Below are 22,993 nucleotides of genomic sequence, written 5' to 3'. Positions count from 1 at the left end.
GCCTCAGTCTTTCTCAAATCGAGAATGTATTTTTGATAATTATTCATTATCGGAAATTTGGTCGAAAGCCTATCGTGGCCTCAAGACTTCAGCAACGGGTGCTCGCCTGACGGTGAAGATCACGCCCATTCAACAGGATTTCGTTATGTCCAAACACGCCTCTGCGACCCACGCCATTTCGCTGAACCCTGCCACGGGTGTGGTCTTTGCCCAATACCCGTTCGAAACAGCCGCCGAGCTCGAGCAGTCCTTGGCGCGCAGCGCTGCAGGTTTCAAATTCTGGCGCAAGCAGGCAGTCAGCGTGCGCGCCGAACACTTGCGCAAGATGGCCACGGCCCTGCGTCACAACGCCGAGGCAATGGCACAGATGATCACCGCCGAAATGGGCAAGCCAATCAGTCAGGCCCGTGGTGAAGTCGAAAAGTGCGCCGTCACCTGCGAGTGGTACGCCGAAAACGGCCCCGCGATGCTGACGCCGGAAAAGACCCCGGTGGAAAATGACAAGGCGTACATCGACTATCTGCCGCTGGGCCCCATCCTGACCGTGATGCCGTGGAACTTCCCGATCTGGCAAGTGCTGCGGGGCGCGATTCCGATGATCCTTGCAGGCAACACCTACGTGCTCAAGCACGCGCCGAACGTGATGGGCTGTGCGTACCTGTTGCGCGATGCCTGGGTGGAAGCCGGACTGCCGGAAGGTGTCTTTGAGGTCATCAACGTCACCAACGAAGGCGTGTCCACGGCCATTGCCGACCCGCGCATTGCGGCGGTCGCGGTCACCGGCAGCGTGCGTGCAGGCTCTGCGATCGCCGCTCAGGCGGGCGCAGCGCTGAAGAAGTGCGTACTGGAACTGGGCGGCTCCGATCCGTTCATCGTGCTGGCCGATGCGGACCTCGACGAGGCCGTCAAAGCGGCAACGGTCGGGCGTTATCAGAACAGCGGTCAGATTTGCGTGGCCGCCAAGCGCATCATCGTTGAAGAGAGCGTATTGCCAGCGTTCACCGAGAAATTCGTGGCGGCGGTCAAGGCATTGAAGGTCGGCGATCCGTTGGTCGAAGCACATTACATCGGACCGATGGCCCGTTATGACCTGCGTGATGAGCTCCACGCGCAGGTACAGAAAACCGTGAGCGAAGGCGCGACCTTGTTGTTCGGCGGCGAAAAGCTGGCAGGTGAGGGCAACTATTACGCGCCGACCATCCTGGCAAATGTGACCCCCGACATGACGTCCTTCAAGGAAGAGTTGTTCGGCCCGGTCGCGTCGCTGATCGTCGCCCAGGACGCCGAGCATGCGGTTGAACTGGCCAATGACAGTGAGTTCGGCCTGGCGGGCAGCGTCTGGACCGCGGACGAGCAAAAAGCGCGCGACATCGCCTCTCGCCTGGAAACCGGCGGCGTGTTCATCAACGGCTACACAGCGTCCGATGCCCGCGTGCCGATTGGCGGCGTGAAGAAAAGCGGTTTCGGTCGCGAGTTGTCGCACTTCGGCATCCGCGAATTCTGCAACGCGCAGACCGTTTGGCTGGATCGTCGTTAAGCCGGACTGATCCGATGAATGATCGCCCCGTGCGGTGAGTGCCGCACGGGGCGTCTTCGTCTGACAGGCGCTTGATCCATTAAACACCTGATTATCCTGCTAATTTTTTCACTTCGTTGCTTGACATCTGTTTTTCAGACAGTAAGATAGCCGGCATTCCGCGATAGCTCAGTTGGTAGAGCAAGTGACTGTTAATCACTGGGTCCCTGGTTCGAGTCCAGGTCGTGGAGCCAAACGAAACACTGAAAAGGCCAGCGCATTGCGCTGGCCTTTTTTGTTTCTGTCAGCCAGCCGTTCATGCGCTGTGCCGGCCTCTCCTGATCCCGAAATCTCCCGCGCCATCGCCTTTCCCGAGCGGGAACGAGCGCCTGTGCGTCATACGAAGGTTTAGACCCGGTATCCGAATCGACGATAGCGGCCACCGACCGGGCGACCGATGATACCCAGCAGGCCAATCACATCCACACGCCGCTCAGCAGTCGGTGGAAGCGCAGCCGTTACCTGGAGAGCTCTATGAACGTTCAATCCGCATCCCGAGTCGTTCTGGTTCACACGCATGAACACCTCCTGGCCGATTGCGGCCAGCTGCTCAGAGACTCGGTAGACCTGGCAAACGACGACGCTGGCTGCGTGGACTGTCAGCTTCACAGCGACGCCCCCGGGCTGGGTCGCTGGATCATTCAGGGCGTGTGGCTGAGCGAGGACTCCATGCGCATGAGCGTCGAGCGGGTATTTCAGCCTTTGTTCGATGGGTTGATTGCCAGCAACGCGCTTTTATCCATTCGCGTGTGCCAGGACGAACGTACGGCTGGTGTGTTTGAAGACAAGCCGAATCACGCCGCCTTCGACACCTTTTTCTAGAACCCGCATTCTTAGTCTGACTTTCGTGCATCGCCGAAAGAGGGAGGTAGTGTGTCTGACACCCATGAAACGCCATCGAGTTCACGCCGACAAATGTTGAAGGTGAGTGCGACCGTACTGGCCGCGAGCTCGCTTTCTGGAATGGTGGTGGGCGGCAGTGTCGCTCAAGCCGCAACAGCCCCGCACACCGCTGGAGAACCCACCGACATGACAAGCTTTACCACGACTGACGGCACTAAAATTTTCTACAAGGATTGGGGTTCGGGTCAGCCGATCGTGTTTCACCATGGCTGGCCGCTCAGTGCCGACGACTGGGATGCCCAGATGCTGTTTTTCGTCTCCAAGGGCTACCGTGTGATCGCCCATGACCGCAGAGGGCATGGGCGCTCCACGCAAACCGCCACCGGTAATGACATGGACACTTACGCTGTGGACGTGGCTGAGTTGGTGGCTCATCTGAAGCTGACCAACGCCGTGCACATCGGTCATTCCACCGGCGGTGGCGAGGTGGCGCGTTATGTCGCCCGGCACGGTGCTGGCCGCGTGGCGAAAGCGGTGTTAATCGGCGCAGTGCCTCCGATCATGGTCAAGTCGGCTGCAAACCCTGGCGGTCTGCCGATGGAAGTGTTCGATGGCTTTCGCTCAGCGCTGGCCGCCAATCGCGCCCAGTTCTACACGGAGGTGCCGATACCGTTTTATGGCTACAACCGCGAGGGTGCCAAGGTTTCGGAAGGGGTGAAAGGCAACTGGTGGCGCCAGGGAATGATCGGTGGAGCGAAAGCCCAATATGACTGCATCAAGGCGTTTTCGGAAACCGACTTCACCGAAGACTTGAAGAAGATCACCGTGCCGGTACTGATCCTTCACGGCGATGACGATCAGATCGTCCCCATCGCCGACTCTGCCGAGCTGTCCATCAAGCTGGTCAAAAACGGGACACTCAAGGTTTACAAAGGGTATCCCCACGGGATGTGCACCACTCATCCTGAGGTCATCAACGAGGATCTCCTGGCGTTTATCAAACGCTGAGCCACCACGAGCCCTTCTCAGTGTTGCTGAAGGGCTCATTCACGTTCTCGATCGCTGTCGTTACTGGCGGGCGATGAGACTGACGGGGAGAGGATGTTGGCTGGCGAAGCAACGAGCCTGATAAATCTGCCATGGTCAGATGCGATATTCGGCGTCATCATCGACGCAGATGAAGGCCGAAATCGGGGATACGTGATTGGACAACGCCACTGCTGAGCAGGACTTCGAAGCATCACCGTCGTTCTGGCGTTCACAGGAAATGCTCCTGCTGCAACAGGTCACGGGGTTGATGGGCAAGGAGCTGGCGTCTGACACAGTGCTCAACGAAATGCTGCACCTGCTCTCCGAACTTCTGGGCCTGAATCGCGGCCGTATCGTGCTCTTTGACGAAGCGGCGGGGCAGGCGTGCATTCGCTATGCCTACGGATTGACGCGCGATGAAATCAAGCGAGGGGTTTACGCGCTGGAGGAAGGGATCACCGGGCGCGTACTGGCGCGTGGGCAGTTGATCATCGTGCAGGACATCGACAAAGAACCGTCTTTCCTTGGCCGTGTGGTCGAGCGCTCGAAGCTGCCACCGGGCCCTGTTTCCTACATTGCACTGCCGATCATGATCGGGCAGAAGGTGATAGGCGTTTTGGCCACGCACCGGATCCGTATGCGTGCAAGACCGCTAACCGATGATCTAAGCATTCTGCGAATCCTGGCGACCATGGCCGGGCAGATTCTGCATCTTCGGACCTACGTCAAAGAGAAAACCGAGGCCCTGGAGATGCGCAATCAACAACTGGCGCGCGCTCTGGAAATCCGTACCAATCGATACGGCATTGTCGGGACTTCCCCTGAGCTTCTCAGGGCCGTTTCGGAGTTGGAACGCGTGTCTAACTCGACCGCCAGTGTGTTGCTGCTGGGCGAGTCGGGCACAGGCAAAGAGCTGTTTGCGCGGGCCTTGCATCTCGCAAGCCCCCGGCAGGACAAACCGTTCATCAAGATCAATTGCGCGGCCATACCCGACACGCTTTTCGAATCCGAGTTGTTTGGCTACGAACGCGGAGCCTTCACGGGCGCGAACAGTGCCCGAGCCGGGTGGTTTGAACAGGCGGACGGCGGCACGATTTTTCTGGATGAGATCGGAGAGTTGCCGTTGTCGATGCAGTCCAAGCTGCTGCGCACACTTCAGGAAGGCACGATCACCCGCCTGGGTGGAAAACGAGAGGTCAAGGTCAACGTAAGGCTGGTGGCCGCGACCAACCGCGACCTGGCCATCGAGGTGAGCCAAGGCGTTTTTCGACAGGATTTGTACTATCGCCTCAACGTTATCCCCATTCTGCTGCCGACCCTGGCCGGTCGGCGAGGCGACATCCCCGCGCTGGCGTTGCAGTTCCTCAACCGGATAAATCAGGCCAATCAACGGAACGTTAGCTTCGATGCCACGGCCATTGAGCGTCTGCAGCTACACGACTGGCCAGGCAATATTCGCGAGCTTTCGAACCTGATCGAACGCATGGTGTTGCTGGCCGACAGGGCTGTATTGAGCGCAGCGGATGTGGAGCGTTTTCTGCCGACGCTCGAACAGGTCAGTTCCTCTCCGGGTGACGCAAGCGGTCCGCCGAACGCGCCTCATCAGCATGATCTGATACGGCCTTATGTGTCCGCCAGTTCCCACTCGCCCGATGAGCTGCGCAAGGCCGTCGAGCGTTGTGGCGGGAATAAATCCCGCGCGGCGCAAGTGCTGGGGATGACCGCCCGGCAATTCAATTACCGCTGGAAAAGAGCGGGTTTCTAGAAGCGAGCCCGGCCTACAAATTGTCGACATTGTTAACAATGTCGACAATTTGTAGGTGGATTGAAGTTGGCTTTTAAAGACTTCATCTGCGCCAGTTAAATAATTGATCAACTTCAAGCTCATGATTTATAAAATAAATAATTTATTTTAATTGCGCTGCCGAGCATTGGCACAGCCGTTGCGATAGTCCATTGGCGAAAGAGCACTGCGTTCCCGGCAGGCTCACTGTTCAAGTCCAATGGAGATCAAACATGTCCACTGCAACCGCCCAAACCGTCACCACCTACCTGAAGCCAATCGATCGCACAGGCCTTGAGGCTTTCGCGGAGAAGGGCCGCAACAATCCTCAGATGCGTGGCACCAACAAGGTTCATACGGTCACTCAAGGCATGTTCCGCACCCTCAGCTATGTGGGCGATCACACCCCCGTCGTGGTCGATGAGCCGCTGCATCTGTTTGGCGAAAACACGGCGCCGGCGCCTGGCGAAATCATCTTGTCCGGCCTCGGCGGTTGCCTCGCCGTGGGCATCACCGCTGTTGCCACCTGGATGAACGTCAAACTCAGCAAACTCGAAGTGTTTCTGGAAGGCGACATCGGCAACCCCTCCGCGTGGGGTGCCGGTGGTGCGGAAAAACAGCCGCTGGAAATGGGCTTCCAGGACATCCGCGTGAAAGTGCTGGTGGAAGGCGATGCTTCCCGCGAAACCCTCGATGAAATCGTCCGCCTGGCGAACCTCGCCTCGCCAATGGCCAACACCTTGCGCAATCCGATTCCGTTCAGCATCAGCCTGGCTGAGTGATCGTCGGCTATTGGATCAAGCGCACCACGGTTGACGTACACCACTGAGGGAGGAGTTGCCATGAACAACATTGCTGTTGCTTTCGCCGCTGCGGGACGCACCGCAGACTGGAGCGACGACGCACAGGTGCTTAGTGAAGTCAGTCGCATTGCGGCTGGCCCGCTGGCGCAGGCGGCACACCGGATCGATGAAGGTCATTACCCGGCGGATATCATGGCAACCCTCGGACAGGCAGGCGCGTTTGCGGCGCATCTGAAGCAGCAAGGCAATCGCTTCGACGTCGCCATTGGCAGCATGCACGAGGCCAGTCGCAGCTGCGGCTCGACTGGGTTTCTGATGTGGTGCCATGACGTTTGCGGCCTGTACATGGATCAGTCGGACAACACAGCGCTTCGTGGCCGCCTGGAGGCGCATACCGAAGGCCTCACTTTCGGTGGTACGGCGCTCTCCAATCCCATGAAGGCCCTGGCGGGTATCGAAACCCTCATCCTGCGGGCCCGCAAAGTCGCTGGGGGTTATGTGGTGAACGGCGCCTTGCCGTGGGTCAGTCACATCAACCGTGGCCAATACTGCGGCGCTATCGCGGGTGTGGAACGAGACGACGGTTCGATCTCCCACGAGATCATGTTCATGCTCGACATCGATGAGCGTGTCGAACTCAAGACCTGCCCGGAGTTTTCCGGCATGGAAGGCACCAGCACCTTTGGTATCCGGCTGGTCGATTACTTTGTTGCGCAGGACAACCTGATTGCCGATCCTGCGCGACCTTTCATTCAGCGCATCCGTGGCGCGTTCATCCTGCTTCAGTCAGGGATGGCCACCGGCGTGACCCAAGGCAGCATCGACTCGATACGTGAGGTCGAATCGACGCTTGGCCACGTCAATCAGTTCCTGCACAACGGCCCGGACGAGTTGCAGTTTGAACTCGACGATCTCAACAGCCGGGTGCTGAAGCTATGCCGGACGCCGTACGAAACCAGCAAGGATTATTTGCTCGACGTACTCGATGCGCGGGTGCAAGGCGCTGAGCTGGCCCTCAAGGCCTCGCAGTCGGCCTTGCTGCACCAGGGCGCTCGTGGCTACCGGATGAGTGCCGCCCCGCAGCGCAGAATCCGTGAAGCCCATTTCGTCGCCATCGTCACGCCCGCCATCAAGCACCTGCGCTGGGAAATGGCGCGGTTGATGAAAGAGGAGCTGCCAGCATGAGCGCGCTGACCAAACCCTGGCTGCAATTCATCTGCCGCGCCTGCGGGCTGATCTACGACGAGGAACTGGGTGATCCGGACAGCGGCCTGCCGCCGGGCACCCGTTTCGAAGACATACCGGACGATTGGGAATGTCCGCTGTGTGGCGTGACCAAGACTGATTTTGAGCTGTTCGTCAAACGTGAAGTCGAGGCAGTGAGCCACGTTCCGAGCGCCCATCGCGGCACCGGGATTGTCGTGGTCGGCGGCGGTCTGTCGGGCTGGGCGATGGTCGAGGCCATTCGCGAACTGGACGGTTCGGTGCCCGTTACTCTGATCAGCGCCTGCAACGGCAACCGTTATCACAAGCCGGAGCTGTCACTGGCGGTCAGTCGTGGCCAGACCGCGCAATCCCTGGTGCGTGAGACCGCCCATGACGCTGCCGCTCGGCTGGGCGTGCGGTTGTACACCGAAACGTCGGTGGTGGGGCTTACACCCGCGTTGCATCAGTTGCGCACCACCCGCGGCACCCTCAATTACACCAAGCTGGTGTTGGCGCAGGGCGCTCGCCCGGCACTGCCGGCCGCCTTGCCACCAAGCTTGTGCTGGCGCGTCAACAGCCTCAACGAATGGTCGGGATTGCAGACCCTTTTGAGCCAGCGTTCTCAGCGTGTTGCCATCGTCGGCGCCGGCATGGTGGGGTGTGAACTGGCGGAAGATTTCGCCCGGGCAGGGCACAGCGTTACCCTGATCGATCGCAATCCGTTGCCACTGACAGGGCTGTTGCCTGACCTCGCCGCGGAGCTGTTGCTGAGCAGCCAGCAACGCCTGGGCATCATGTTCGTCGGCAGTGTGCAAGTGGCAGGTATCGAGGGCACATCGAACGGTGTGAAGAGGCTGGCAACGGAGTGCGGTCGCCAATTCGAATTCGATCAGGTAGTGGCTGCGACGGGCTTGATCACTGATGGCCGGTTGGCACACAACGCCGGACTGGCATTCGACCGGGGCATTCAGGTCGATCCAACCACCCTGATGACCAGCGATCCTGATATTCACGCTTTGGGCGATTGCATCAGCCTGGCGGGTCTGCCGTGCCGATTCGTGGAGCCGATTTCATTGCAGGCCAACGTAATTGCCCATGCGCTGCTGGGTAAGGCACACGCGGGCTACGTCCACGTGCAACCGGTGATCCGTCTGAAAACACGTTCTTTGCCCATCGTACTGCGCGGCCTGCCGTCAGCTGCCGGGACGTGGCGTGTCGTCGAGCAAGGCGAGGGGCATCTTCGGATGGAGCAGGACCTCGACGGCCTCATGGCCTCCACATTGCAAGTTGGACAGGCAGCGGCCTGACCCTCACTTTCCACAAGGACACTGGGCATGAGCGACGACAACTTTTACCGCCCGTACGGCACCGATTCGACCTTGTCGGGCTGCACCTGCGGACAGCACGCCAGCCAACAGGCGCACGATGCCGGTGCCGAAAGTGCCCGCATGGCACGCGGGCAAGATGCAGAAGCCTTGTCTCGGGATTTCGTTGAGGCCGCCGCGATCCGCGCCTTGTTTCCCAACGACAACGCCCGTCGCCGATTTCTGAAGGCCGTGGGCATCGGCGCAGCAATGGCAGCCATCAACAGTCTGTTGCCGATTCAAGCAATGCAGGCCATGGCAGAAGACAAGCCCGGCGCGCTGGAAAAGAAAAACCTGAAGATCGGCTTTATCCCGATCAACTGCGCGACGCCGCTGATCATGGCTGACCCGCTGGGCTTGTATAAGGCGCAGGGCCTCAACGTCACGCTGCAAAAAACCGCAGGCTGGGCGCTGGTTCGCGACAACATGCTCAACGGTGAATTGGACGCCTCGCACTTCCTCGCACCGATGCCGCTGACCATCTCGCTCGGTCTTGGCTCCAACGCTCAACCGATGCGCGTTGCGAGCATTCAGAACACCAACGGTCAGGCGATCACCCTGGCGCTCAAACACAAGGACAACCGCGATCCGCGTAACTGGAAGGGTTTCAAGTTTGCCATTCCGTTCGAGTTCTCGATGCACAACTTCCTGTTGCGCTATTACCTGGCCGAACATGGCCTCGATCCTGACCGCGACGTGCAGCTTCGAGTCACTCCGCCTGCGGAAATGATCGCCAATTTGCGGGCCGGCAATATCGATGGATTTCTGGGCCCCGACCCTTTCAATCAGCGGGCGGTGTACGACGAGATCGGCTTCATCCACATCCTCTCGAAAGAAATCTGGGACGGTCACCCTTGCTGCTCGTTTGGCACGTCACAGAAATTCATTGAAGAGAACCCAAACACCTTTGCTGCCTTGTACCGGGCCATTCTCAACGCTGCTGCGACGGCACGCGACCCGGCCAATCGCACGATGATCGCGCAAACCATCTCCACGCCGAATTACCTGAACCAGCCAGAAATCGTCATTCGCCAAGGGCTCACCGGTCGATTTGCCGATGGGCTGGGTGTGGTGCAGGACGATCCGCGGCGCTCTGACTTCGATCCGATGCCCTGGTATTCGATGGCGACCTGGATGCTCACCCAGCTCAAGCGCTGGGGCTATATCAAGGGCGATATGGATTTCAACGGCATCGCCGAGCAGGTGTTCCTGATGACTGACGCTCGCCGCCAGATGCACGAGCTGGATATGCGAGAGGCCAGCGCCGAACCGTTGTCGGGCTACAAGGCGTTTTCGGTCATGGGCCGCCCGTTCGATCCTACTCAACCCAAGGCCTATCTCGATGGTTTCGCCATCAAGCGCGCGTAAGAGGAGCTTTCGATGAAAACACTAAGGTTCAGGGCTGCTCTGTTGTCACTGGCGATGCTCGCGATGTTGGTACTGGTCTGGCAGATGGCAACGTTGCCGGTGGCCAAGTCGGCAAAGGTGGCGATGGATGAAGAATACGCTGTGCTGATGGGCAAAAGCGTCAGCAGCGAGCAGCGCAAAGTCAGCGGGTTTCCGACGCCTGTGCAGTTTTCGACGCTGGCGTTCAAGCAACTGAGCGATCCGTTCTATGACCGAGGCCCTAACGAGAAGGGTATTGGTATTCAACTGGCCTATTCGCTGGGACGGGTGGCGGTGGGTTATCTGATTGCTCTGCTCGTGGCGATACCGCTGGGCTTTGCCATCGGTATGTCGCCACTGCTGTATCGCGCGCTCGACCCGTTCATACAAGTGCTCAAGCCGATCTCGCCGCTGGCCTGGATGCCCATCGCCCTTTACACGATCAAGGACTCGTCGATCTCGGCCATCTTCGTGATTTTCATCTGCTCGGTCTGGCCGATGTTGATCAACACCGCATTCGGCGTGGCAGCGGTGCGCAAGGACTGGCTCAACGTGGCGCGCACCCTGGAAGTCAGCCCGCTCAGAAAAGCCTTCATGGTCGTGCTGCCTGCCGCCGCGCCGACGATCATCACCGGCATGCGGATTTCCATGGGCATTGCGTGGCTGGTGATCGTCGCCGCCGAGATGCTGATCGGTGGCACTGGCATCGGCTACTTCGTCTGGAACGAGTGGAACAACCTGTCGCTGTCCAACGTGATCTTCGCGGTCCTCATGATCGGGGTGATGGGCATGCTCCTGGATTTGCTGTTCGCCACCCTGCAAAAGAAGGTGACTTATGCTGAATGAAACCACCAGCCGCACGCCTGCGTTCGTCAAGGTCGAAGGGCTCACCAAGCGTTATCGGCCTGACCTTCCCCCGGTGTTCGAAGACATCAGTTTCTCGATCCAGCGTGGCGAGTTCGTCTGTGTGATCGGCCACTCCGGCTGCGGCAAGAGCACCATCCTGAACATCCTCGCCGGCCTTGATGAGGCCAGCAGCGGCACCGTGGTGATGGGCGGTCGCGAGATTTTCGGCCCCAGCCTGGACCGCGGCGTAGTGTTTCAGAATCACGCGCTGCTGCCCTGGATGACCGTGGATCAGAACATTGCGTTCGCCGTGCGCTCCCGTCATCCCGATTGGTCCAAGGCCCAGGTGGCTGAACATGGCAAACGCTTCCTGGAGATGGTCGGGCTTAAAGGGGCAGGGCAGAAGAAGCCCAGCGAACTGTCGGGTGGCATGAAGCAGCGTGTCGGCATTGCCCGTGCGTTCTCGGTCGAACCCCAGATGCTGCTGCTCGATGAGCCCTTCGGCGCCCTTGATGCGTTGACCCGCGGTGTCATTCAGGACGAATTGCTGAGCATCTGTTCGGCTACCCAGCAGACCGTTTACATGATCACCCATGATGTGGACGAGGCGATTCTTCTGGCCGACAAGATCATGCTCATGAGCAATGGCCCTCACGCCCGTATCGCGGAGATCGTGGTCAATACCCTTCCACGTGATCGCTCACGCGAAACCATCCACCATGACCCGCAGTTCTATCGCATCCGTAACCACCTGGTGGATTTCCTAGTGCGTCGTTCCAAAACGATTCAGGAGCAAAACGCGCAATCCGGTACGTTGACTGACCCATTGATCGTTTATCCCGGCTTGCCCGACGACAGTCCGCCTCCAGGGCCTGATAACCCGTCGGATTCGAAACTGCGAATTGTCGCCTGAGCACCGTTTAACCCTTTAGCTGCACAACTCAATCAGAGAGGTTTTCCATGATTTCCAATCGCGACCAAGTCACCCAATTGATCCTCGCCGCCAAGGTTCGCAAGGGCCTGAAGTGGTGTGACGTTGCAGAGACCATCGGCCTGTCCAAAGAGTGGACGACTGCCGGTTGCCTGGGGCAGATGAAGTTCGACAAAGCGCAGGCCGAGACACTCGGTAAGGTGTTTGAGCTTTCGGATGAGGCGGTGGCCTGGTTGCAGGTCGTTCCCTACAAGGGCTCTTTGCCGACTGCGGTGCCAACCGACCCGCTGATCTATCGCTGGTACGAGATGGTCAACGTCTATGGCACCACGATCAAGGAGCTGATCCACGAAGAGTTCGGTGACGGCATCATGAGTGCGATCGACTTTTCGATGGATATCCAGCGCGAACAGGACCCGAAGGGCGACCGGGTCAATGTCGTCTTGTCGGGCAAGTTTTTGCCGTACAAAAGTTACTGACGGCAGACTGGTTCGGGGCGCTATGGCTTAATCGCTGGCAGTAGCGGGTAGAGCGCGTCGTTACGTATCTCTCACCCACTCAGATCTGCTCCAAGAGCCACGCGCGAAACGCCTGCAGAGAAGGCAGCATCTCGTTGCGTGGCGGGTACGTCAGGTAGTAGTTGCGCTGGCTGGCGAAGGGCAAGTCCAGGCTGATCAGCTCCCCACTCGCCAGCTCTTCTGCAACCAGAATGCGTGGCACCAGGCCCATGCCGATGCCCGCCCTGACCGCCTGAATCAGGTGTGACGTCAGCTCGAAGCTGGCGCCCAGGCGCATCATGCGATGGGGCAGATGGTGATGGCTGAACCAGTCGCCCCAGACGTTGGGGTTATTGGCGACCGTGAGCAGCCGCTGTTCGGCAATCAGCGTGGGTGTCCAGATGGCATGGGTGTCGGCAACGTGGGCAGAGACGATCACCATCAGTTCTTCGGCGTGCAGGCGGTGGCTGATCAGGCCCGGCAGATCGCGGGTGCCGACCACGATGGCCGCGTCGATGCCGCTGGTTTCGAAGTCGATGGCGTCGATGCGCGAGTTGATGTGCACCAGCATGCCGGGGTGAGTCTTGTAGAAATCATGCAGACGCGGCAGTAACCACTTCGAACCAAAGGTCGGCAAGGTGGCCAGCCGAAGCGTACCGCCACCGGACTGATACGCCATGGCCTGCAAGGTGGCGCTGCGAATGCGGCCCAGGGCTTCGCTCATTTCACGCTGATACAGGCGCCCGACGTCGGTCAGCTGCACCTGTCGGCCTTCGCGCCGAAACAGCGTCAGGCCGAGTTGCTGCTCAAGGGCCTGAACCTGGCGGCTGACAGCGCTTTGCGTCAGGGACAACTCGACAGCGGCGCGGGTGTAGCTTTCATGGCGCGCAGCGGCCTCAAAGGCCAGCAGCAGTGACATAGAAGGGGTAAGGTGACGGTAATTCATTCACAAAAGTCATCGATAGCGGCAGGAATTTGCGTTTGTGTCTCGCTGGAACCTGCAGGATCATTGGCAGCATAACGACCTGAGGCTGACCGATTAATGCTCAGGCGACAAGTCTTTTGATGTTCCCCGTGAATAGACCGACAAGAGGCCATCCCACGATGATCGCCCGGCTGCCCACCGCGTTACCTGCGGCTCAGTACCCTGAATTCCTCGACGCCCTGCGCGCCAGCGGTTTCCGCGGCCAGCTCAGTGCCGACTACGCCACCCGCACGGTGCTGGCGACTGACAACTCGATCTACCAGCGCCTGCCGCAAGCGGCGGTGTTCCCAGTGGACGCCGATGATGTGGCGCGCATTGCGACGTTGATGGCTGAGCCGCGCTTCCGGCAGATCAAGCTGACACCGCGCGGCGGCGGCACCGGCACCAACGGCCAGTCACTGACGGACGGGATCGTCGTCGACCTGTCGCGGCACATGAACACCATTCTCGAAATCAACGTCGCCGAGCGCTGGGTTCGCGTGCAGGCGGGCGTGGTCAAGGATCAGCTCAACGCCGCGCTCAAACCTCACGGGTTGTTCTTCGCACCGGAACTGTCGACCTCCAACCGCGCCACCGTTGGCGGGATGATCAACACCGATGCCAGCGGGCAGGGCAGTTGCACCTACGGCAAGACCCGCGACCACGTCCTGGAGTTGCACAGCGTGTTGCTGGGCGGGGAGCGTCTTCACAGCCACCCATTGTCGAATGCGGACCTGGAGGTTGCATGCGCTCAACCTGGCCGTATCGGCGTGGTGTATCGCACCGCACGGCAGATTCAGGAGACTCAGGGCGACCTGATCGAGTCGATCTTCCCCAAGCTCAACCGGTGCCTGACCGGTTACGACCTGGCGCACCTGCGTGACGAGCAAGGGCGGTTCAACTTGAACAGCGTGCTGTGCGGCGCTGAAGGCTCACTGGGTTACATCGTCGAAGCCAAGCTCAATGTGTTGCCGATTCCGAAATACTCGGTGCTGGTGAACGTGCGCTACAGCAGCTTCATGGACGCCTTGCGCGATGCCAATGCCTTGCTTGCGAAGAAGCCGCTGTCCATCGAAACCGTGGACTCCAAAGTCCTGATGCTGGCGATGAAAGACATCGTCTGGCACAGCGTCGCTGAATATTTTCCCGCCGATGCCGAGCGCCCGACGCTGGGCATTAACCTGGTGGAGTTCAGCGGGGAAGAAATCGATGAGGTCAATGCGCGGGTCGCGGCGTTCGTCGAACACCTGCAAGCCGACACCACCATCGAACGCCTGGGTCACACGCTGGCCGAAGGCGCCGAGGCAGTGACGCGGGTGTACACCATGCGCAAGCGTTCAGTGGGGTTGCTGGGTAACGTCGAGGGCGAGATTCGTCCGCAGCCGTTCGTGGAAGACACGGCCGTGCCGCCTGAGAAACTCGCTGACTACATCGCCGAATTCCGCGCGCTGCTGGACGGGCATGGCCTGGCGTACGGGATGTTCGGCCACGTCGATGCCGGCGTCCTGCATGTACGGCCTGCGCTGGACATGAAAGACCCGGCACAGGCCGCGCTGGTCAAGCCGATTTCCGACGCCGTCGCTGAACTGACGCAACGCTATGGCGGCCTGTTATGGGGCGAGCATGGCAAGGGCCTGCGCTCGGAATACGTCCCGGCGTTCTTTGGTGAGCTATACCCGGCGCTGCAATCACTCAAAGGCGCGTTCGATCCCCACAACCAGCTCAACCCGGGCAAGATCTGCACGCCGCCCGACGCCACCGATGGCTTGCTCAAGGTCAACGAAGTCACGCTGCGTGGCGATCTGGACCGCACCATCGACGAGCGCGTCTGGCAGAGTTTCGGCAGCGCGGTGCATTGCAACGGTAACGGCGCCTGCTACAACTTCGACCCGAACGACGCGATGTGCCCCTCGTGGAAAGCCACCCGTGAGCGTCAGCACTCGCCGAAAGGGCGTGCGTCGTTGATTCGCGAATGGCTACGTCTGCAAGGTGCAGCCAACATTGATGTGCTGCAAGCGGCGCGAGGCAAGATGTCGTGGATCAAGGGCCTGCCTGAACGCCTGCGTAACAACCTGTCGCGCCAGCGTGGCGAGCCGGACTTCTCTCACGAGGTCTATGACGCCATGGCCGGTTGCCTGGCGTGTAAATCCTGCGCGGGGCAATGCCCGATCAAGGTCAACGTGCCGGATTTCCGCTCGCGTTTTCTGGAGCTGTACCACGGCCGGTACCAGCGTCCACTGCGTGACTACCTGATTGGATCGCTGGAATTCACCATTCCCTACATGGCGTATGCGCCAGGCCTGTACAACGCGGTGATGGGCTCCAAGTGGGTCAGTGGTTTGCTGGAGCGTCATGTGGGCATGCTCGACAGCCCGTTGATCCATCGCTACAACCTGCAATCGACGCTGCGCGCCTGCAAAGTCGAGGTTGCCAGCGTCCCGGCGCTGCGTGAACTGACCCCGGCGCAGCGGGAACGCAGCGTGGTGCTGGTGCAGGACGCCTTCACCCGATACTTCGAAACCCCGTTGCTGGCGTCGCTCATTCAGTTGGTGCATCAACTGGGTTATCGCGTGTTCCTGGCGCCATACAGCGCCAATGGCAAGCCGCTGCATGTGCAAGGTTTTCTCGGCGCCTTCGCCAAGGCGGCGGTGCGCAATGGCACTCAGCTCAAGGCACTGGCCGATTGCGGCGTACCGCTGATGGGTCTGGACCCCGCGATGACCCTCGTCTATCGCCAGGAATACCAGAAGGTGCCGGGGCTAAGCGATTGCCCGAAGGTGTTGTTGCCACAGGAATGGCTGATCGACGTGCTGCCGGAAAATCCGCAGCCGGCGACCCAGGCATACCGTTTGATGGCGCACTGCACCGAGAAAACCAACGTCCCGGCCAGCACGTCCCAATGGGAAAAAGTCTTCGCGCGCATGGGCCTCACGCTGGTCACCGAAGCCACTGGCTGCTGCGGCATGTCCGGCACCTACGGCCACGAGGCGCGCAATCAGGCCACCTCCCGGACCATCTTCGAGCAATCCTGGGCGACCAAACTGGACAAACAGGGCGAAGCCTTGGCGACGGGGTATTCATGTCGCAGCCAGGTGAAGCGTCTGGCTGATCGACAGCTGCGTCATCCGCTGGAAGTGGTGCTTGAGCGTCACCTGGCGCGGTAAGGGTGAGAAAGCCGGATCAGCGCCCGTCGTGTTGTTTGCGATAGGCGCCCGGCGAGATTCGGAGTGTGGGAGTGAGCGTGCTCACCAACAGGCCGGTGCAGGTAGCCACATCGCCATTGCCTGTGCAGCCCAGAGCAAGCTTACGCCTGCAGTGACGGAGCTGTGCGGGCTCCGTCACCTGTTTGATACGATGCCCGTCGACTGACAGCGAGTGCCTGCCATGGACAGCGTCCCCGTTTTTCGAACTGATCGACTCCTTCTCACCCCGCTTGCCGAGACGGACATTCCGGCCATTCAGCATCTGTTTCCCCATTGGGAGGTGGTTCGCTACCTCGACCGTCGCGTGCCTTGGCCTTACCCGGACAACGGCGCGGAGCAATACGTGCGCGGTCATGCCTTGCCCGCGATAGCCGCCGGAAACGAGTGGCACTGGATGATTCGTCTCAATCAGACACCCGAGCAATGCATCGGCAGCATCAGCCTGTATGACCAGCCGGGCAACCATCGAGGCTTCTGGCTTTCACCGGCCTGGCAGGGAAAGGGTTACATGCAGGAGGCCTGCAAGGTCATCAACCGATACTGGTTCGAAACCTTGGATCGTCCTCTGATGCAGGTCCCCAAGGCGATTGGAAACGCAGCCTCCCGACGGGTATCCGAACGCGAAGGCATGCGGTTGATTGAGGTCACCGAAGGGCATTTCGTTAGCGGCGCGCTGGGCAAGGAGGTCTGGGAGCTGAGCCGGGAGCAATGGTTACAGCGCAGCTGACCGCGCGGAACCTGGCTATACAGCTACACGTCCTGACCAGGTTCCAAGGGCTCTCTGGGTTCGTGAATGGTCAGCCACGGCCAGCGGGCCTGATAGTCCCTGGATTTTTTTCGAAACAGGTCCGGCTGTTTAAAGTGGGGGTTGATGCGCAGAATGCCTTGCTCTAGCTCAGCCAGCCCGTAGGGCGCGTAAACCTCGTTCGTCTCAATCTCGACGCCGATGCAGGTCGATGCCACCAGAAATCGATCAACGCCCTGCTTGGCTGAGCTGAGCGCCGGATAAGGATGACCGAAGCGCTCACTGAACCATAGATGCACCCGCGCCTGATTCCGAACCTCGACATTCACCCCCAGGTCTTGAAACAGAATCCGGGTAGCGTTGATGACGTCGTTTTCGGCCTCCCATGAGCGATCTTCATCGAAGTAAAACACGTCATAGTCATTCACGCCCCAAGCGGCAGGCTGGCCGCTGCGTTGATTCCAGACTGCCTGAAAAAGGCAACCTGCCGTGAGCATGCATTGGTTAAGGCCCAGCGACGGCAGACGGGCAATAATCTGAGCATTGACCGGGTTGGACAGGGCGATGCTGAGCAGCGATTCGACTGTCATTGTCATAAAGCCTCCTTGTTTGAAATGGCGCTGGCGCAGAGCGCTTACCCCCGCAATTGCGACGGACTCACACCCAGCCGCTGCCTGAAGGTCGTCGCCAGGTGCGCCTGGGACGAGAAACCACATGCCTGAGCGACGTCCGCGACACTGACGCGGGCGTCGCGCAGCAGTGCGCGGGCGCGGGCCACGCGTCGGTCGATGAGGTAGCTGTGTGGGGTTTTCCCGGTCGCGTGGGTGAAGGCGCGCATGAAGTAGCCTTCTGACAGTTCCAGCAGATTCGCCATCGTTTGAACGCTTAAAGGGCGATCCAGGCGCGCGTCGATGTACTCATCGAGTAAACGTAATCGCTTGCTGGTCATTGAGGTGCTTGAACGGGCCGAGTGCAGGGGCGATTGAGCCGTCCGTTCGGCAAGAGCAATGGCCCAGGCCTCCCAGTCATCGTTGACCGATGCACGCAGCAATGCGTTGCGCATGCGGTGTGCGAGGCGAATGGCCTGAGCGTCGATCAGGTTGTTGAACGCTCGCTCGCCATTCAACGAACCCCCGTCGTTGCGTTTGAGCAACAGGTATTCACCGCCGTCGGGAGACGCTGAAAACACGTCGCAGCCCGCGGGCACAAACGCCAGCCCGTTGGGCACGGCAGCGAAAGGACGCAGGCGATCGCTGCCAATGGCGTGAGTACCCCGCTGGCTGTCGAACGCAAAGCCGACGCTGGACTGCGTGGCGACATAGCGCGCTTCGTAAGGGGACGCGGGCAGCAATTCGATCGTCCACGGCCCTGCATCGGCGCGGCGGACCGGCTCGGTAACGGGCGATGAGGTGACGCGGTGTGGACGGCTCATGAGCGCGATAGTACTCAAGAATCAGGCAAAAGGTCAGGTGGGTTTTTTGAAAGCCAGCGACACCGCTCGGTGCCTAGACTGCGACCAAACAGAACGCTGGAGGAAACCATGCACCGACTGACTCGCGAAGACCTCGAAGACGCCGCCCGGCAGGTGTACCGCGTGATGCCTGCAACGCCCCAATATGCGTGGCCTTTGCTCGCTGAGCGACTGGGTTGCACCGTGTGGGTCAAGCACGAAAATCACACGCCCACGGGTGCTTTCAAGGTGCGCGGCGGTATCACCTTCATGCAGTGGCTGAAAAACGCGCACCCGGACGTCGAGGGCATCGTCACGGCCACTCGCGGCAACCACGGGCAGAGCCTCGCGATGGCGGCCCGTGCAGCGGGTATGCGGGCGTTGATCGTGGTGCCGGTTGGCAACTCCGTGGAGAAGAACAACGCCATGCGCGGTTTTGGTAGCGAAGTCGTGGAGTACGGCCGGGACTTCGACGAAGCCCGTGGCGAAGCCGCGCGGCTGGCGAAAACCCATGGCCTTTTTCTGGTTCCGCCTTACCACCCGGCGTTGGTCAAAGGCGTGGCGAGCTATGCGCTGGAATTGTTCACCGCCGCGCCTGACCTGCACACCGTCTATGTGCCCATTGGTTGCGGGTCGGGCATTTGCGGGGTGATCGCCGTGCGCGACGCATTGCAACTGAACACCCAGGTGGTCGGCGTGGTGTCCACTGAAGCGGACGCTGCCAGGCAATCGTTCGAAGCGGGGGTGTTACGCGAGACGGCGTCGGCCAATACGTTTGCCGACGGGTTGGCGGTTCGCGGTCCGATTCCGGAAGCGTTTGCTATCTACAAAGAAGGTGCGCAACGGATCGTCTCCGTCGCCGATGAGGAGATTGCCGAGGCCATGCGCGTGTACTACGCCGACACCCACAACCTGGCAGAAGGCGCAGGCGCTGCAGCGTTGGCGGCGTTGATGCAGGAGCGTGAGGCGATGAAAGGCAAGAACGTTGGCGTCATCCTGTCAGGTGCCAACATTGATCGAAACGTCTACGCCGAGGTGATTGGCTGAAGGTCGCTGACGTGCCTGAGATCAGCTCAGACATGTTCGTGTTCTCGGCTTTGAAAACCCTTTGCGGTCTTCTATGATGGCGATGCATGCGTATGCAACCGCAGGGTGGCTTACGCGGCCAGTGAGGCATAGGCCAGCACGCATGACGGGATGCCGGCGACGCCGTTAGACGCAAGCCCGGATGTGCGAACGAAATCTGATACCGCTAGAGGAGAGTGACTTGGCAGGCGAATACGACACCTTGGGGATGCCTTCTTTTCGACTGGATGGCAAGGTCGCCCTGATCACGGGCGGCGGATCCGGCATTGGCGCGGGCGTCGCACTGGCGTTCAGTGCCGCAGGAGCTGATGTGGTGCTGGTCGCCCGCACCCAACCCAATCTGGATCAGGTCGCCGACGTGATTCGCGGGCGAGGCGGCAGCGTTAGCACGGTGGTTTGCGATGTCACCGACAGCGCCGCCATTCGTGCGGTGATCGATGATCTTCCACAGCTGGACATCCTGGTGAATAACGCAGGCATCAATTACCCCGAGCCTATGGTTGAGGTCACGGATGAACACTTGGACTCAATGCTCAACCTGAACGTACGGGCCTGCTTCGTCACCGCGCAAGCGGCGGTGCAGAAGATGCTGACCAATACCGGGCCTGACATCGGCGTCATCATTAATGTGTCTTCCCAGATGGGGCATGTCGGTTCACCCAATCGCACGGTGTATTGCATGACCAAGCACGCCATCGAAGGCCTGACCAAAGCGATGGCGGTCGAACTGGCCGGGCAGGGCATTCGGGTCAACACGCTGTGCCCGACGTTCGTTGATACGCCGCTGGTGCGCAAGATCGTCGACACGCCTGAGAAGGAAGCCTTTCTGGTGTCGAAGATTCCGATGGGGCACATGGCGACGATGGAAGACATCGTCGGCGGGGCGCTTTACCTCGCAGGGCCTGCTGCAAGGATGGTCACCGGCACCGCGTTGAAGATCGACGGTGGCTGGACAGCGCAATAACCGAAGCGGCCCTCAGGTGAGGGCCGCCTTTTAGAGGGTCAGTTGATCAGCGCTGATCGTCCTTGCGCCGCTGCGCGCTGAAGGCCATGAGCTGACGGTCGCGCCATGCACGGCGTTTTTCCAGTTCATCGAACGCCAGGAACCCGCGGCGCTGGTCTTCTACGGTTTTGATCAGCTCCGGGCTCCATTCTTCGGTGTGGGAGCGCGAGTCGGCAATGCCGCGATAGAGCGGCCCGAGACGTTGCGCATAATCAGCCACACCGCCGACGGCATTGAGATCGATCGTCTCGAACGGCCCCATGAACGACCACCGCCAACCCAGCCCGTCGCGCACGGTTTTGTCGATGTCCTCACAGGTCGCGACGCCTTCTTCCACCAACGCCCACGCTTCGCGCAACAGCACGGCCTGAAGGCGATTGAGCACGAAGCCGGGCACTTCTTTACGCACGTGTACAACGCTTTGACCCACGGCCTCCATCAGTGCCGCCGTAAAAGCAATGACCGAGGACGAGGTGTCCGGCGAGGGCACGATTTCAACCACGGGAACGAGGTACGGCGGGTTCACCGGATGAGCAATGATGACGCGCGACGAAATGCTCAACTCCGATGCAAACGCCGAGGCGGGGATGCCTGACGTGGAGCTGCCGATGATCAGGTCGGGGCCGGCGATGGCGTCCAGTTCGAGCATGAGCGCCCGTTTGACATCGGTGCGCTCCAGAATCGATTCCTGAACATACGCTGCACCGTTGACGGCCTGTTGCAGCGTGTCGCACACCGTGAGGCGCGCAAGGATGGACTCGGCAGATTCCGATAAAAGCCCGAATTCGGTGAGGTCTGCGATCTGCCGTTCGATTAGCGGGATCGAGGCGTTCGAGATCGCCGGGTTTGCGTCATAGATCCGTACGGCGAGTCCTGCCCGGGCGAAGACCAGTGCCCAGCCCGCGCCGACCAGACCCGCGCCGACGATTGCAATGGGCCGGCCCTGGGTCAGGGAATCAAGTTCATGCATTGTGGCCACCTTTGAGGTTTGATGATCGCTCAGGCAAATGACCGTTACCTGGAGTCTCTGGGCAGTCAGCCTTGCCGGGAGCAGGTCTTTCAAGCGCTGACGACCCTGGGCATCTGCCCGGTCGCCAGCACTGGATCGGTCTGGCTGCCTGATGCCAAGCCTACCGGCCCGATCCTCACCTCGCCACACCTTGCCGACGTCAATCGTCAAGCATTACAAATGATCCGCATCGATCACCGCTTGCGCGAACGCCTGCGGCGCTTCTTGCGGCAGGTTGTGACCGATGCCGCCGTTGATCAGCCGGAATTCGTATTTGCCTGTGAAGCGCTTGGCGTAATCCTCGGGTGCCGGGTGAGGGGCGCCGTTTGCGTCGCCTTCCAGGGTGATGGTCGGCACGCCGATGGACGGGGCCGTGGCGAGTTTCTGTTCCAGCGCCTCGTAGCGTGACTCACCGGCAACTAGGCCCAGCCGCCAGCGGTAGTTGAACACGGTGATGTCGACATGGTCGGGGTTTTCCAGCGCCTTGGCACTGCGATCATAGGTGGCGTCGTCGAATGCCCATTTCGGCGAAGCGGTCTGCCAGATCAGTTTGGCGAAATCGTGGGTGTTCTTTTCATAGCCGGCACGGCCGCGGTCGGTGGCGAAATAGAACTGATACCACCATTGCAGTTCGGCCTTGGGTGGCAGTGGGTTCTTGCCGGCTGCCTGGTTGCCGATCAGGTAGCCGCTGACCGACACCAGCGCTTTCACGCGTTCCGGCCACAGTGCGGAGACGATGTCAGCGGAGCGCGCGCCCCAGTCATAACCGCCGAGCACGGCCTGCTTGATCTTGAGCGCATCCATGAAGTCGATGACATCGCTGGCCAGCGCAGCCGGCTGGCCGTTACGCAGGGTTTTGTCGGACAGGAAATGCGTATCGCCATAGCCACGGGCATACGGCATCAGCACGCGATAGCCTTTTGCAGCGAGCAGAGGCGCGACGTCGTCATAGCTGTGAATATCGTACGGCCAGCCGTGCAGGAGAATCACCACTTGCCCGTCTGCCGGGCCGGTTTCGGCATACGCCACATCCAGCAGGCCAGCCTTGACGTGCTTGAGTGGGCCGAACGGCGAGGGCGCCGCATGGCTGACAGCATTGGCGGACGTCGTGGCAGTGTCCTGCGCCTGGGCCGTGCCCAGCACGCCAAACAGGCTTGCCGCGAGCAGGGATGCGGTGAACAGACGGCCGGTGGTGGTGTTCTGCAATGCCAGCTTCATGGGGATGTCTCCATACACGTTCATGGCCAGGGAACCCGGCGGGGTCCCTTC

20 protein-coding genes and 1 tRNA gene are annotated in these 22,993 nt (G+C 60.3%); 16 read left to right on the top strand and 5 right to left on the bottom strand.

What is annotated here, in order from left to right; translation table 11 throughout:
- Positions 1 to 145: 145 nt before the first annotated feature.
- The 12 genes from BLS87_RS06720 (at position 146) to cynS (ending at position 12,246) form a co-directional block, all read left to right on the top strand.
- Positions 146 to 1,537 carry an aldehyde dehydrogenase family protein gene (locus tag BLS87_RS06720; protein ID WP_074751281.1) on the top strand — a complete coding sequence of 464 codons (1,392 nt, stop codon included), beginning with the start codon at positions 146 to 148 and terminating at the stop codon, positions 1,535 to 1,537.
- A gap of 157 nt (positions 1,538 to 1,694) precedes the next feature.
- A tRNA-Asn gene (locus BLS87_RS06715) sits at positions 1,695 to 1,770 on the top strand.
- Positions 1,771 to 2,050: 280 nt separating this feature from the next.
- Entirely contained in the window at positions 2,051 to 2,398 is a 348-nt protein-coding gene (locus BLS87_RS06710; RefSeq protein WP_074751279.1) for a hypothetical protein, read from the top strand.
- A gap of 207 nt (positions 2,399 to 2,605) precedes the next feature.
- The gene (locus tag BLS87_RS06705) at positions 2,606 to 3,427 is read left to right on the top strand and encodes an alpha/beta fold hydrolase (protein ID WP_074751421.1); all 822 of its coding nucleotides are present in this window, start codon (positions 2,606 to 2,608) and stop codon (positions 3,425 to 3,427) included.
- Between the two features lie 196 nt (positions 3,428 to 3,623).
- On the top strand, positions 3,624 to 5,213 hold the full coding sequence (locus BLS87_RS06700) for a sigma-54 interaction domain-containing protein (RefSeq protein ID WP_074751277.1): 1,590 nt from the start codon (positions 3,624 to 3,626) through the stop codon (positions 5,211 to 5,213).
- A gap of 251 nt (positions 5,214 to 5,464) precedes the next feature.
- On the top strand, positions 5,465 to 6,013 hold the full coding sequence (locus BLS87_RS06695) for an OsmC family protein (protein WP_074751275.1): 549 nt from the start codon (positions 5,465 to 5,467) through the stop codon (positions 6,011 to 6,013).
- 60 nt (positions 6,014 to 6,073) lie between these two features.
- Positions 6,074 to 7,219, top strand: coding sequence for an acyl-CoA dehydrogenase family protein (locus BLS87_RS06690; RefSeq protein WP_074751273.1), 1,146 nt, complete (start codon positions 6,074 to 6,076; stop codon positions 7,217 to 7,219).
- Positions 7,216 to 8,547 carry an FAD-dependent oxidoreductase gene (locus BLS87_RS06685; protein ID WP_074751271.1) on the top strand — a complete coding sequence of 444 codons (1,332 nt, stop codon included), beginning with the start codon at positions 7,216 to 7,218 and terminating at the stop codon, positions 8,545 to 8,547. Before BLS87_RS06690 ends, BLS87_RS06685 begins: the two co-directional genes overlap by 4 nt.
- 27 nt (positions 8,548 to 8,574) lie before the next feature.
- Entirely contained in the window at positions 8,575 to 9,972 is a 1,398-nt protein-coding gene (locus tag BLS87_RS06680; protein ID WP_074751269.1) for a CmpA/NrtA family ABC transporter substrate-binding protein, read from the top strand.
- Between the two features lie 12 nt (positions 9,973 to 9,984).
- On the top strand, positions 9,985 to 10,836 hold the full coding sequence (ntrB, locus tag BLS87_RS06675; protein WP_074751267.1) for a nitrate ABC transporter permease: 852 nt from the start codon (positions 9,985 to 9,987) through the stop codon (positions 10,834 to 10,836).
- Positions 10,826 to 11,749 carry an ABC transporter ATP-binding protein gene (locus tag BLS87_RS06670; protein WP_074751265.1) on the top strand — a complete coding sequence of 308 codons (924 nt, stop codon included), beginning with the start codon at positions 10,826 to 10,828 and terminating at the stop codon, positions 11,747 to 11,749. Before ntrB ends, BLS87_RS06670 begins: the two co-directional genes overlap by 11 nt.
- A gap of 47 nt (positions 11,750 to 11,796) precedes the next feature.
- Complete coding sequence (gene cynS / locus BLS87_RS06665; protein WP_074751263.1) at positions 11,797 to 12,246, top strand: cyanase; 450 nt, start codon at positions 11,797 to 11,799, stop codon at positions 12,244 to 12,246.
- Positions 12,247 to 12,325: 79 nt separating this feature from the next.
- On the opposite strand, the gene BLS87_RS06660 is transcribed toward cynS, so the two are convergent.
- The gene (locus BLS87_RS06660; RefSeq protein ID WP_074751261.1) at positions 12,326 to 13,210 is read right to left on the bottom strand and encodes a LysR substrate-binding domain-containing protein; all 885 of its coding nucleotides are present in this window, start codon (positions 13,208 to 13,210) and stop codon (positions 12,326 to 12,328) included.
- A gap of 158 nt (positions 13,211 to 13,368) precedes the next feature.
- Here BLS87_RS06660 and ydiJ point away from each other — a divergent pair, with 158 nt between their 5' ends.
- Together ydiJ and BLS87_RS06650 are read left to right on the top strand one after the other, a co-directional pair.
- Positions 13,369 to 16,392 (top strand): D-2-hydroxyglutarate dehydrogenase YdiJ, encoded by a 3,024-nt coding sequence (gene ydiJ / locus BLS87_RS06655; RefSeq protein ID WP_074751259.1) that lies wholly within the window; start codon positions 13,369 to 13,371, stop codon positions 16,390 to 16,392.
- A gap of 220 nt (positions 16,393 to 16,612) precedes the next feature.
- Positions 16,613 to 17,158 (top strand): GNAT family N-acetyltransferase, encoded by a 546-nt coding sequence (locus tag BLS87_RS06650; RefSeq protein ID WP_074751257.1) that lies wholly within the window; start codon positions 16,613 to 16,615, stop codon positions 17,156 to 17,158.
- Positions 17,159 to 17,181: 23 nt separating this feature from the next.
- Here the strand turns inward: BLS87_RS06650 and BLS87_RS06645 are convergent, their stop codons facing one another.
- A complete protein-coding gene (locus BLS87_RS06645; RefSeq protein ID WP_074751255.1) occupies positions 17,182 to 17,772 on the bottom strand; it encodes a nucleotidyltransferase family protein in 591 nt (196 codons plus the stop codon).
- Between the two features lie 38 nt (positions 17,773 to 17,810).
- Positions 17,811 to 18,608, bottom strand: a complete 798-nt coding sequence (locus BLS87_RS06640; protein WP_074751253.1) for an AraC family transcriptional regulator — start codon at positions 18,606 to 18,608, stop codon at positions 17,811 to 17,813.
- A gap of 108 nt (positions 18,609 to 18,716) precedes the next feature.
- On the opposite strand from BLS87_RS06640, the gene BLS87_RS06635 reads away from it, so the two are divergent.
- Together BLS87_RS06635 and BLS87_RS06630 are read left to right on the top strand one after the other, a co-directional pair.
- Positions 18,717 to 19,673, top strand: a complete 957-nt coding sequence (locus BLS87_RS06635) for a threonine dehydratase (protein WP_074751251.1) — start codon at positions 18,717 to 18,719, stop codon at positions 19,671 to 19,673.
- Between the two features lie 220 nt (positions 19,674 to 19,893).
- Positions 19,894 to 20,676: an SDR family NAD(P)-dependent oxidoreductase gene (locus BLS87_RS06630; protein WP_208605140.1), complete on the top strand. Its 783-nt coding sequence runs from the start codon at positions 19,894 to 19,896 to the stop codon at positions 20,674 to 20,676.
- 46 nt (positions 20,677 to 20,722) lie between these two features.
- Here BLS87_RS06630 and BLS87_RS06625 read toward each other — a convergent pair whose 3' ends face one another.
- Positions 20,723 to 21,685, bottom strand: coding sequence for a 3-hydroxyacyl-CoA dehydrogenase (locus tag BLS87_RS06625; RefSeq protein ID WP_074751249.1), 963 nt, complete (start codon positions 21,683 to 21,685; stop codon positions 20,723 to 20,725).
- Between the two features lie 213 nt (positions 21,686 to 21,898).
- A complete protein-coding gene (locus tag BLS87_RS06620; protein ID WP_074751248.1) occupies positions 21,899 to 22,942 on the bottom strand; it encodes an alpha/beta fold hydrolase in 1,044 nt (347 codons plus the stop codon).
- Between the last annotated feature and the right edge of the window lie 51 nt (positions 22,943 to 22,993).

This window comes from Pseudomonas abietaniphila, assembly GCF_900100795.1.
Lineage (GTDB): Bacteria > Pseudomonadota > Gammaproteobacteria > Pseudomonadales > Pseudomonadaceae > Aquipseudomonas > Aquipseudomonas abietaniphila.
The sequence above is the reverse complement of the archived record's forward strand: the minus strand, read 5'-3'. Positions and strand labels throughout refer to the sequence as shown.